Annotated in this window: 9 protein-coding genes; 6 read left to right on the forward strand and 3 right to left on the reverse strand. The window is 44.2% G+C overall.

Going from position 1 to position 12,416, the window contains the following annotated elements:
* The first annotated feature begins 127 nt into the window (after nt 1-127).
* The gene (gene pdxH, locus AACT23_RS17175; RefSeq protein WP_094128644.1) at nt 128-763 is read left to right on the forward strand and encodes a pyridoxamine 5'-phosphate oxidase; all 636 of its coding nucleotides are present in this window, start codon (nt 128-130) and stop codon (nt 761-763) included.
* A gap of 39 nt (nt 764-802) precedes the next feature.
* Here the strand turns inward: pdxH and AACT23_RS17180 are convergent, their stop codons facing one another.
* From AACT23_RS17180 to AACT23_RS17190, 3 genes are all read right to left on the reverse strand, one after another.
* Entirely contained in the window at nt 803-1,519 is a 717-nt protein-coding gene (locus tag AACT23_RS17180; protein ID WP_094128647.1) for a helix-turn-helix transcriptional regulator, read from the reverse strand.
* A 310-nt stretch (nt 1,520-1,829) separates the two neighbouring features.
* Complete coding sequence (locus tag AACT23_RS17185) at nt 1,830-3,650, reverse strand: SUMF1/EgtB/PvdO family nonheme iron enzyme (RefSeq protein WP_094128650.1); 1,821 nt, start codon at nt 3,648-3,650, stop codon at nt 1,830-1,832.
* Nucleotides 3,651-3,806: 156 nt separating this feature from the next.
* A complete protein-coding gene (locus AACT23_RS17190) occupies nt 3,807-4,910 on the reverse strand; it encodes a PEGA domain-containing protein (RefSeq protein WP_176428352.1) in 1,104 nt (367 codons plus the stop codon).
* A 426-nt stretch (nt 4,911-5,336) separates the two neighbouring features.
* Here AACT23_RS17190 and AACT23_RS17195 point away from each other — a divergent pair, with 426 nt between their 5' ends.
* The 5 genes from AACT23_RS17195 to AACT23_RS17215 all read left to right on the forward strand — a co-directional run bounded on the left by AACT23_RS17195 (nt 5,337) and on the right by AACT23_RS17215 (nt 12,297).
* A complete protein-coding gene (locus tag AACT23_RS17195) occupies nt 5,337-6,161 on the forward strand; it encodes an AraC family transcriptional regulator (RefSeq protein WP_017042345.1) in 825 nt (274 codons plus the stop codon).
* Nucleotides 6,162-6,452: 291 nt separating this feature from the next.
* Nucleotides 6,453-9,575 carry a bifunctional proline dehydrogenase/L-glutamate gamma-semialdehyde dehydrogenase PutA gene (gene putA / locus AACT23_RS17200; RefSeq protein WP_094125837.1) on the forward strand — a complete coding sequence of 1,041 codons (3,123 nt, stop codon included), beginning with the start codon at nt 6,453-6,455 and terminating at the stop codon, nt 9,573-9,575.
* A gap of 21 nt (nt 9,576-9,596) precedes the next feature.
* Complete coding sequence (locus AACT23_RS17205) at nt 9,597-10,295, forward strand: 1-pyrroline-5-carboxylate dehydrogenase (protein ID WP_017042347.1); 699 nt, start codon at nt 9,597-9,599, stop codon at nt 10,293-10,295.
* 68 nt (nt 10,296-10,363) lie between these two features.
* Nucleotides 10,364-11,854: a sodium/proline symporter PutP gene (gene putP, locus AACT23_RS17210; protein ID WP_017044927.1), complete on the forward strand. Its 1,491-nt coding sequence runs from the start codon at nt 10,364-10,366 to the stop codon at nt 11,852-11,854.
* Nucleotides 11,855-12,069: 215 nt separating this feature from the next.
* On the forward strand, nt 12,070-12,297 hold the full coding sequence (locus tag AACT23_RS17215; protein WP_013868195.1) for a hypothetical protein: 228 nt from the start codon (nt 12,070-12,072) through the stop codon (nt 12,295-12,297).
* The last annotated feature ends 119 nt before the right edge of the window (nt 12,298-12,416 follow it).

A 12,416-nucleotide genomic window follows, 5' to 3' on the forward strand; every position in this document is an offset into this window, starting at 1 on the left:
ATTGTACTTCCTATTGCGTACGTTCTACAGAGTTTAGCTGTGAATTACTGATTTTGTTGAACCTTAGCACTCTTGAGTTATGACGATGATAGGCGCACAATCGTCAAAAATTTCATAAGGAGCAGAGATGGAACTTTCAGACATCCGCCGCGAATACATAAAAGGCGGTTTAAGACGCAAAGATTTGCTTTCAAATCCCATTGAGCAGTTTAACCTTTGGTTGCAACAGGCCATTGATGCCTGTCTTACCGATCCCACAGCGATGACAGTGGCAACGGTTGATGAAAATGGACAACCTTTCCAACGTATAGTGCTATTAAAAAATGTCGAAAAAGACAGTTTTGTTTTCTACACCAATTTAGGCAGTCGCAAAGCGCAGCATATTGAACACAACAATAAAGTCAGCTTGCACTTTCCTTGGCACCCATTAGAGAGGCAAGTGCACATCACAGGAACGGCTGAAAAATTGTCGGCTTTTGAAAACATGAAATATTTTACTTCTCGTCCTAAAGATAGCCAAATTGCCGCGATAGCGAGCCGCCAGAGCAGCCGTATCTCAGCACGTGGTATTTTGGAAGGTAAATACTTGGAGTTAAAAAAGAAATTTGAACAAGGTGAGATCCCAGTTCCGAGTTTTTGGGGAGGATATCGCGTTAAAGTTGAATCGATAGAATTTTGGCAAGGTGGTGAGCATCGTTTGCATGATCGCTTCTTGTTTACGCAACATGATCAACAATGGGACGCTGAACGTTTAGCACCATAAGGCCTACTTGTTAAAAGTCAGTCGCAATGAATGCCTCATTTATATGGGGCATTCACTATTGAGTACCACGGATAATTGCGTTTTGAGCAAGGTCTTGGGGATGTTTGAGCCATAACCTTGGTCTAGAGCCATATCGATAAGTTGCTCTTTACTGTGGGCTGCAAATTTATGTCGCAATTTTGCTTCATAGCCTTCCACTGTTTTTATCGAAATCTTCATCACCCGAGCAATGTGTTTGGGCTTTTTTCCATAAAGCAGAAGAAAAAGAACCTCAGATTCTCTTGTGGTTAGGGGCCCGGAAATGGGCTCTAGAACACCCGCGGAATGCTGTGTGGTCGTTAAACCTGTTGCCCGACATATCCAATGGCCTACTTCCAAAATCGCGGTATCAGTTAGCTCTTGCCCGAAAAAAATTGTACCTTGAACCTCACCTTGTTCGTTGAACCATGGGGTTTTGGTGAAAATATGAGCGCGCCAAGAACCGTCAGCATAGGGGTGGATATCCAGCACTTTTAACGGTTTTTTTGTGGAGATTACACATCGATCTTGTTGCTGGAATTCTGCGGCGCAAGCGGTTGTCGGGCTTGGCATTTCAAAGTCAGTTAATCCAATGCACTGTTTTGCATCACTAACACCAATTAATTTGCCATAAGCATTGTTTGCGTAAACAAAAACCGAATTAAGATCTTTGCAACCCCAATATCCCGGAAGCTGTTGAAACAATGAAATTTGTTCTGCGCTGAGGAAATTGACCATAGCGGGTTCTCCTAACAATGATATTGATATAATACCAATGGCATGGCGGGTTGTAATCCATAGCGGTATTTGAACATAAAAAAAGCCAGCCTGAAGAAGGGCTGGCATAAATACAAGAATTGCTTCTTGTCGACGTGCAGAAGAGGTTCTATGAATGCTGCGAGGGTGTTGCAAATTCATAGGGATACCACATGGATATCAAATATCAAACGTGTTTGATATTCAACACCACTTTAGACGACGAGAGTGCAATAACAAAGGGGGGAATTCCCCCCTTTGTTATATAAATGGTTGGGCTAGTTCAGCTTACCTAAAGTTCCCTAATAACCCTGAAGCCAACATAATTTGCCGAAGTAGCAGGAGCAATAAACAAATTACCATAAGCCGCCGCCGTTGCAGGGGAGAAGCTCCATGCTCCACCTTTTGCTTGACCTCTTGAGTCATTTGTCCATTCCCACACGTTACCGACAACATCATAAAGGCCTAGGCCATTGGGAGCGAAAGACTTCACAGGAGAGGTGCTTTTATTTGACCAAGGTGTACCACTCCAGCCAGTATTCGCTTTCCCAGTTCCGAAATCATCTCCCCACCAATAGTCTGTTTGTGTACCAGCGCGAGCGGCAATTTCCCACTCTTCTTCAGTCGGCAAACGGTATTTATAGCCAGTTTCCTTACTTAGCCAGCGAGTGTAGGCCTTCGCATCATTTTGGCTAATACACACCACTGGCGAGTTGCTCAACTGCTTAAAACCTGGGTCGCGCCAATAGCTACCTGCAATCGGGGTAATTTCAGATTCGGCGACTGCTGTGCACAGTTTTTGTAGCTCAGCATCAGTTTGGTAGGTGGTTTGATTCACAAAGGTTTCAAATTGACCCACAGTTACGGGGGTTGAACCAATTGCGAAAGCATGATCAAGGAAAACTTGTTTCGATGCGTGCTCGCCAATCAAATATTCGCCTGAGATCAAAGTGACTAACTCAGGAGCTTTAATATCCCCTTTGAGGGAATCAGCAAATTTATGGCCAGGTTTAAGTAGGTTGTCTTTTTCTCGTAGGTTCGCTCTTAATGTATGATCTGAGGTGATTTTCAGCTCTTGATTAAATGAGTAATACCCTTCTTTCTCAATCGTAATCATGTGCGGTCCCACTGGAAGCATCACTTCGACGGGAGTACTGCCATAGTTTACATTATCGATAGAGACTTTATCACTGTATTGGTTCGAGCGAATCGATAGGGTAACCCAAGCAATTTCTTTCTGTTTTTCTGTATTGGCTGAGTATTCGCCTGGGGCGAAACAGTATTGTGATTCGACATTCAGCAACCGACATGGTGTGTTTTCATCCGGTCTTGCATCAAGCTGAACATCTAGTACGGCTTTGTACTTATTGCCATTGTAGAAACCTGAATCTACGGTTTTATGGCGCAGTACATGAATATTAAAAGAGACATTGGCCAGATGTTGTTGGACGAGCTTGGCCTCACTTGTGGCCTCTATTAACTTGGTTTGATACTGGTTTACCGCTTTCTGGAGCGCTAAGTCAGTGGTCTGTTTCGAGCATTGAGCCAATGTCATATCGGCACTACAAGCGTTAGTAAAGCTAACTTTCTCGGTGCTACTCTGTTTGAGTTCATCTCTTAAGCGCTCAACTCGCGCGCGTAATTTATGCTGTTCTAGCTCATTGATATTTTTGCTGACCGTGCTCTGCTCGGCCCTTTTTTGTGCCAGCAGTGCTTCTGACTCTTGGCGTTTTTGTTCAGCTTCTAAACGGTTTTTTTGATTCTGCTTTACATTAGCCCAAGCCGCTTGATAGGCATTTTGTGAAGGCATGATGTCCAGTTCAGGATCATCAATCATTTTCATGTAATCGCGTTCTAAGTCAGTTTTTGCTTTTGCAAGTGCCTTATCAAAGAGTTGGGCTTGCTTTGTTAGCCTGTCTAACTCACTGTTGTGGTTGTTCACAACCACTTGTTGTTCATGGGTGGCCTTCTGGGCTGCCTGTAATTCGGACTGTTTAGTAAACAACGCATCATCAATGGCAATTACTGAGGAAGGCGTTCCTTCTGCCATCGTCGATGTTGCCACTAAGCAAGGCGAAAGTGCTAATAAGAGAGCGGGTAAACCTTGTCGCATTATTATCTACTTCAGTTAAGTTATTAGTTCATTGTGTCTATTCTAAACGAAAACACCATTTTGTCTGAAGTCATCTTTCAATAACTTAATGACAAAATGGCGTTTTAACCGCATCTTTGTGAATTACGACAGAAAAACAGAGTTTTTTTGAGGTAATTAACCCTCTTTATTCGGTCTTAGCTTTATCCAAACCGTATCATTGCCGTTAATTGTTAATACCCGGTTGTAGGTTTCGTAGCCATCTTTAGAGACGGTAACTTGGTGGCGGCCATTGGGCAAAACAATCTCAACAGGTGTACTGCCGTAGTTAATACCGTTGATGGTTACGGCATCGTTGTATTGATCCGACCTTACGGTCACATTTGCCCACTGTTTGTCATTTTTTTGCGTACCTTCAGACACGCCGCCTTTCAAACAGTATCGAGTTGACACGTTAAGCAGTTTACACGCAGCCACCGCTTCTGGTTTCGCTTGAAGCTGAGCTTGCATTTGGGTGAAGTATTCGTTGTTGCCTTCAAAACCACTGCGAATAATTTGGCTATCTTGTACATGGATGTTAAGTTCCACGCCTTTCAGGTTTTGCTTGGCAATGAGCGATTCGGTTAGGTCATCAAGCAACTTTGCCCGAAACGTTTTTACCGCTTTTTGTTTGGTAAGGTGCTGTCCCTGATTTGAACACTCACCGAGTGTCATTGTCGTTGAACAGGTGGTTTTATAGCCAGTTTCAAGAACACTACTTTCACGCAGTTCGGCTTCGAGACGTTTGACCCTAGCTTCAATGCGTGACTCTTCGAGGTTCGCATACTCATTACTGAGACGAGCTTGCTTTTGTTTTATTTGAGACAAGCGCATTTCAACTTCGGTCATCGCTTGATTATTCTCAAGGCCTTCAGCTTGGTTCTGCTTCACTGATGCCCATGTTTCTTGGTACTTCTTTTGAAACGAGGCTAAATCTGTGTCTGGATCATCTAAAAGACGGCTATATTGTTTGTCCAAAGCAGACTTGGCTCGATTGCGTTTAGCATCAAGTTCTTCACTTTCTCGTTTAATACGAACATGTTCATTTTTAAGTTGTTGAAGCTTAGCTCCCTCTGCTTCGTATTCTGCAGAAATCGCGTCGATTTCCGTCTGTTTAGTAGTCATTTTTTCATCGATAGCGGTGACAGGATCTACCTGAATAACTTCTTCCGCGTACACCGATGCAGATACCCAAAAAGGGCTTAGCGCAAGCAATAGCGCTGGGATGCGACGTGTGATCATAGGTCCCTGCAACAAATTAACGTTTAACCACAAAAGTGGGAAAGACAAACTTTTGACAGCTTTAATGGATAAGCTGTATTCATAATGCAAAATTTATTCCGAACAATAGCAAAATTCACTTAAATCTATTACTAGGTGACTGATTTTGTAAATTTTATAATTGTGCATCTTCATTTTGAGCCTAATAGCGAAATATGCAAGTCTCTATTTTCGATCTATTTAGGGGTTTTGGGATTGAACACACATTGACCGTAATTTATGTGCACTTGATCATTGTTCCGTTTTGAAAAATCGATCTCATTTCACCCCTAAACTTAAGCTTCATATGCACTTTGATGTTTAATTTTTAAAAAAACACAGCTTTGTTTTCGCTCCTGATAGTTTTGTTATAACATCAGCTTCTAACCTCAACCATGATGCAGCAATATGAGTGACTTTTCTTCGGCTAAGCTATCTAACTATCAACAAAATGACAAAGTTTTGTCGCCTAGGCCGGCAGAGTTAGTGACATTACCCTCGTACATGGAGTGTCATGATCATAGTTATACCCAAGTCGTTATCGGATTAAAAGGCCAAGCTGAGTTTGAAGTACAGGGTGTAGGCAATTTGGTGGGGCCGGGGCAAGGTTGTGTCGTTACCTCTGGAACTGGCCATGCGTTTGGTGGTGTCGTTGGGCAGTCGGATATCTTAGTGCTTAACCTTCCAATCTCCTGTGGAGATGACCCTTTGCTTCTACAAAAAATGAATGAGTTGTCGAATGCGGATATTTACTTTCAGCTGGATGGGCAAATCCAAAAGCTGATCCAATTGCTAGTTAAAGAGATGCAATCGAGTCCTGATGATTTACTGTTGAGCCGTGCCTGCAATGACACCGTTATGGCATTACTGCAACGCCATATTTCTGTATTTGAAACGCATCGCAAAGAATCTCGTTTTGATCTTGAAGCGATTGATCGTTATATCGATCTGCACCTTGGTCGTAAAATTTCAGTCGCTCAATTAGCGGGCCGCGTTTATTTAGGTGAAAGCCAATTTCATATGTTGTTCAAAGAGCAAATGGGGATCACGCCTCATCAATATTTGTTAGGTAAACGAATTGATATGGCAAAAGATTTGATTGAGCAAGGTTGTTTGAGTTTTGGTCAAATTGCGGAATTAACGGGCTTTTCTGGACAAAGTACCTTCACTCATTCATTTACTCGCTTGCAAGGTATTTCTCCATCGCAATACCGAAAATTGTGTCGTCGCTAATTCTTTATATCCCAGCCTCTTTTTTGTTTGTAATTCCCACATCATTTTTATATTGCTTGCCTTGACCTATCGGCAATACGTGCACCTTTAGTTAAATTTTGGAAACAATGTTGCTATTTTCTGCTTTGTGCATGATGTCAATTGATGTGATTGTGTTTTTATTTTGTTAATAGCCAGAGTTTTTAGCAAAAAACTCGGAGTTTTTGACAAGTATTCTTCTCGCGCTCAAAATACACTGCCAGCCATTGCAGGAAACCCGACCTTTTTCGGGAGTGAGATTGAGGAAAACGCATGTTTACAGCAACAGATGTGTTGAATGCAGAGTTTATCGAGCAACCGCTTGATAAGCTGTGGTCGCTGATCTCTCCACTTTATATGGTGGACGAATCTCAATGGCTGAAGCAGTTATTACCGCTGGCAACAGCTACAGAATCAGAAAAATCGGCGATATTAAATAAAACAACCCAGTTAATCGAAGCGATCCGAGCCGACAAAAAAGCGGTGCAAATGATCGATGCCTTATTACTTGAGTACAGTTTAGATACGCAAGAAGGTATTTTGTTGATGTGTTTGGCTGAAGCTCTGATGCGCATTCCCGATGCGGAAACCGCGGATGCTTTTATTAAAGATCGCCTCAGCGTTGCAGATTGGAAATCTCATCTGAAAAATTCTGACTCTGTCTTTGTCAATGCGTCCACGTGGGGGTTGATGCTGACTGGTAAAGTGATTGGCCTTGCTGATGTGGATACGACTAGTCCAACGCAGGCGGTTAATCGTCTAGTGAATAAGCTTTCTGAGCCAGTGATTCGTAAGGCGATGCACCAAGCGATGAAGGTGATGGGCCACCAATTTGTGCTAGGCCGAACGATTGAAGAAGCACAAAAAAATGGCCGTCCTATGCGTGATAAAGGCTATACATATTCATTTGATATGCTCGGCGAAGCGGCGTTAACCACGGCCGATGCCAATAAATATTTCAAAGATTATTTGATGGCGATTGAGGCGGTTGGCCGCGAGAAATATGGCTTATCAACCAGCCCGGCACCGTCCGTATCAATCAAGCTTTCTGCATTGCATCCGCGTTATGAAGTGGCTAATCAAGAGCGCGTGCTGAGCGAGCTTTATAGCACACTGCTACAGCTTTTAGCCCGTGCTATCGAGCTGGATGTGGCGATCACTATTGATGCAGAAGAAGCAGACCGTTTAGAGCTGTCATTAAAGCTATTTGAAAAGATATATCGCAGTGAACCCGTGAAAGGGTGGGGGAAATTTGGTTTAGTTGTACAAGCTTACTCTAAGCGCGCTTTACCCGTTTTAGTTTGGCTTAATGGGTTGGCGAAACAGCAAGGTGATGTGATCCCACTGCGTTTAGTCAAAGGGGCGTATTGGGATAGCGAAGTGAAGTGGTCTCAGCAAAGTGGCTACAGCAACTATCCGGTATACACACGTAAAGAAGCTACTGATGTAGCCTATTTGGCTTGCGCTCGTTTTCTTTTAAGCGAGGGCGTTCGTGGCCATATTTTCCCTCAATTTGCCAGTCATAATGCACAAACCGTGACCGCGATTGCGGTGATGTCACAACACAAAGATTTTGAGTTCCAGCGTCTGCATGGCATGGGTGATGCTCTTTATCATCATGCAATGAAAGCCTATCAACAATCGGTGCGAATTTATGCTCCAGTAGGTAGTCATAAAGACTTACTGCCTTATTTAGTTCGTAGATTGCTTGAAAATGGTGCGAACAGTTCGTTTGTGCATCGTTTAGTTGATGCTCGTTGTCCTATTGATACGTTAACGCAACATCCCGTCGATATGTTGCTCTCGTTTGATTCTTTACCAAATAACAAAATTCCTTTGCCACCGCACATCTTTACCGAGCGCGTTAATTCCTATGGTGTCAATATTGATATTGAAAGTGAGGCAACGCCTTTTGAAGCGAAAGTAGAATGTTGGCTCAGTAAACAGTGGCATGCTTCTCCTATCATCAATGGTGTTGCTCTGCTCGAAAGCATGATCAAGGCAGGGGCATCGCCGGAAGTTGTGACTGCGCCTTATGACCGTAGGAAGCATGTTGGACAAGTGGTATTTGCCAACCTTGATCATGTTTCCGAAGCTATCTCAATAGCGGAGCAATCCTTTGCTGCTTGGAAGCAAGAAGAGCACAGCGTTCGCGCGGGCAAACTTGATAAACTTGCTGATTTACTCGAAGAGAACTTGGCTGAACTGGTCGCCATTTGTCATCACGAAGCAGGGAAAACCATTCACGATAGCATTGATGAAGTCCGCGAAGCGGTAGATTTTTGTCGCTATTACGCCAAACAAGTTTCCGCGTTAACACCCTTTGAAGTGACGAGTTTTGATAATGAAAAGCGAAAAGTAAGCCGTGAAGGTCGCGGTGTTTTCGTGTGTATTAGCCCATGGAACTTCCCTCTTGCGATTTTTCTTGGGCAAATCACGGCAGCGTTAGTTGCGGGTAATACGGTCGTTGCCAAACCCGCAGAACAAACCAGTTTGATTGCTTCGCGTGCCGTGGAACTGATGCTGGAAGCTGGCTTTCCTGCTGGCGTTATCCAATTGTTACCTGGACGTGGTGCAGAAATTGGCAGTGCTCTGACTTCTCACCCTGCCATTGCAGGTGTCGCGTTCACTGGATCAACGGCGACCGCGCAACGCATCAATCAAGCTCTCGCTCAACGTGACGCCGCGCCAGTGCCGTTGATTGCAGAGACGGGTGGGCAAAACGCGATGATCGTTGATAGTACGGCTTTACCCGAGCAAGTGGTGAGAGATGTGATTCGTTCTGCCTTTGCTTCGGCTGGGCAGCGCTGCTCTGCATTACGAGTGCTATTTGTTCAACAGGATATTGCCGATCGCATCATCAGCTTGATTCATGGTGCGATGAATGAGCTCAAGATTGGTCTTCCTTACCTCCACAGTACAGATGTCGGCCCTGTTATTGATGAAAAAGCCAAACAAAAGTTGTTCTCTCACATTGAACAGATGACCAAGACACAGACCAAAGTTGCGCAATTAGAGCTCAGTTCGGAGTGCCAACACGGTGATTTTGTACCGCCAGCGGCTTTTGAAATTTCAGATATTCACTGCTTAACCGAAGAACAATTTGGGCCGATCTTGCATATCGTGCGCTTTAAAGCGCGTGAGCTGGCCGATGTGGTGCAGCAAATTAATCAAACTGGTTTTGGTTTAACCATGGGGATCCATAGCCGCAATGAAACGACGTATCGTTGGATAGAAAAACACGCCCGAGTAGGTAACTGTTACATCAACCGTGATCAAGTGGGTGCGGTGGTGGGCGTGCAACCATTTGGTGGGCAGGGGCTTTCTGGTACCGGACCAAAGGCAGGTGGCCCACATTACTTATACCGTTTTACTCAAACTGAATTTTCTCAGTAATAAAGGCTCAGGAGAATTAGCATGGTTCATCAAGTAACACGTTTTTCTGACGCTTTTTCAGCATGGGAAAATTGGAATATCACCGATTTTGATTCTAAATGTGAGTGCTTACTTTCATTTAAAAATCTACTAGAAAGCGCTATGCCACAACTGGCAACAGTGATTTCTTACCATCTTCATCAGGCATCGGCGCTGTTGGCGCATTCGCATCAATTGATCGGTCCTACTGGAGAAACCAATGAGCTATACACCGCAGGTCGGGGCGTGGCTGTGATCATCCAAGGTGAACACAGTGATAAAGCGCAACAGGCGGTGGCAGCTCAGCTTTGTGCCGCTCTTGTGGCAGGCAATAGCGTCGTCTTATGTAGTGACGATGCGATGTTGATTCGAACACTGCAAGCGGCATTTGAGCAGTCAACACTCCCTACTAATCTCATTCAGTTTACGTCTTTTGATGCTTATCATCCGTTGATGGCGTCGGACGTTCGAAGTGTAGGTTACGTTGGGAACACTTCGGTTGAGCGTAGCCTCAACCGTCAGCTAGCTGATCGTAATGGTGCGATTGTCAGCCTAGTTTCTGAAACGGACTTGAGCGCGATCCCCGTGGCTCATGATCCTCACTTATCGTTGCGCTTTATTACCGAGCGTACTCGCACAATAAATATAACAGCAGTGGGTGGTAATGCGACCTTGCTTGAGCTTGGTAGCGAAACCCATTAATCCTTTCTGTTTTATCCTCTTCTTCGGAAGAGGACATGGAAGGCGATCTTTTAAAGAGGACAAACACAATGGAAAATAGCTTTGCTATTACAACCACCTTTATCCTGTATCTTATTTTGATGCTGGCTATTGGTGTGGTTGCATACCTTCGAACGAAGAACTCCGCAGATTATTTCTTAGGAGGGCGATCACTGGGCCCTTGGCCTGCGGCTTTATCGGCGGGTGCATCTGATATGAGCGGTTGGTTATTGCTCGGTTTACCTGGTTACGCGTACGCCGCTGGTATTGAGGCTTTCTGGCTAGCGGGTGGCTTGTTATTGGGCACATGGGCGAACTGGTTAGTGAATGCTAAGCGCTTGCGCACTTATAGCATCACGACAGATTCATTAACATTACCTGAATTTTTATCACGCCGCTTTAATGATAAATCTAAACTGATTCAAACCATTTCAGCCTTCTTTATTTTGCTGTTCTTCCTCTTTTATACCAGTTCTGGCCTTGTGGCTGGCGGTAAACTATTTGAAACGGTATTTGGTTTAGATTATTCAACCGCAGTTATTATTGGCACCATTTGTGTGGTGTCTTATACACTGTTTGGTGGATTTTTAGCCGTTTCTTGGACTGACTTAGTGCAAGGCCTATTGATGGCAGCGGCATTAATGATTGTGCCCATCGCGGCAATCAACGGTGGTTTGGGTCAACTGAGTCAAGATCTATCCGCAATAAACCCAGAGCTATTGACGCTGTGGCATGATGTGAAAGGTGAGCCGTTAACGGGTGTTGCCATTATCTCATTAATGGCATGGGGGCTTGGTTATTTTGGTCAACCCCATATTTTGGCGCGCTTTAAAGCGTCTCGCTCAAATAAAGATCTCACCACAGCACGTCGTATTGCGGTCATTTGGACCGGTTTATCCATGGCGGGAGCCTTGTTGGTTGGCTTAGTTGGGCTTGTTTATGTGACGAACACCGGTTCGCTGGAGCTGGCAGATGGTGAAAAAATCTTCATGCTGCTAGTGAATGCGATTTTCCATCCAGTTATTGCAGGTATTTTGCTTGCGGCTATTCTTGCGGCAATTATGAGTACCGCTGACTCGCAATTATTAGTTTCTTCCTCTGCGTTAGCGGAAGATTTTTATAAGCAAGTCATCAAGCAAGATGCAACGTCGGAGGAGATAGTTCGTGTTGGCCGCTTTGCTGTGATTCTAATTTCTATCGTTGCGTTAGTGCTGGCCATGACACCAGATAGTTCCGTGCTCGGCTTAGTTTCGTATGCATGGGCGGGCTTTGGCGCCGCATTTGGCCCTGCAGTGGTATTGAGCCTTTATTGGTCTCGAATGAACCGCAATGGTGCACTAGCCGGCATTATTGTTGGTGGCGTGACAATTGTGGTTTGGAAACAACTGTCTGGCGGTTGGTTTGATGTGTATGAAATTGTTCCTGGGATCATTTTCTCTGTACTTGCGATCGTTGTGGTGAGCTTAGCGACAGCTGAACCCGAAGAAAGCGTGAGAGCACAGCACGTGACCTTTAAAAAGCAGCTGGTTGAACTAGATTGACATTCATACCGTTGTTCAATAACTAGCCCCTTTCTGAGGGGCTTTTTTGTAAAGGTTAGATTGTGTAGTGTGCTTAGCAGAAAATAAGGAGATTGGGATGGACGTTTTTTGAAGATAGCTCACGAAACACACACTAAAGTTTGAGGAAAATGAACCTGTAGGCGCAAAATGTGTCAATTATCAATAATGATGCAAATTGTAGGGATTATTGGACCATGTCAAAAGCTTATTGCACCTGTTGTCGTAAAGAGACACCACATAAAGTCGTGATGAAGCGCTGTCAGTCAGAACCTTGTTCAACGTGGCAAGGTGTTCAAAAGTTTTTTGCGCTCATTATACAAGGTGAACCTCATTACAAAATGGAAAAGCAAGGTTTTTGCCGAGTATGTAATCACCCATCAACATTAAGCCACACCGACTTCTCACGCGTCCGCGTTCTCTAAATACTTCCAGCACTGCGCTAAGTTTTTTGGCGTAGTGCGCCTCTCGCTCAAAAGATAATTTTGCTTTTATTCGGCTGACTAAGTTTGATTTAGTGCACATTCACGTGCCGTTCTATTGC

Source organism: Vibrio sp. V09_P4A23P171 (assembly GCF_963875615.1).
Taxonomy (GTDB): domain Bacteria; phylum Pseudomonadota; class Gammaproteobacteria; order Enterobacterales; family Vibrionaceae; genus Vibrio; species Vibrio anguillarum.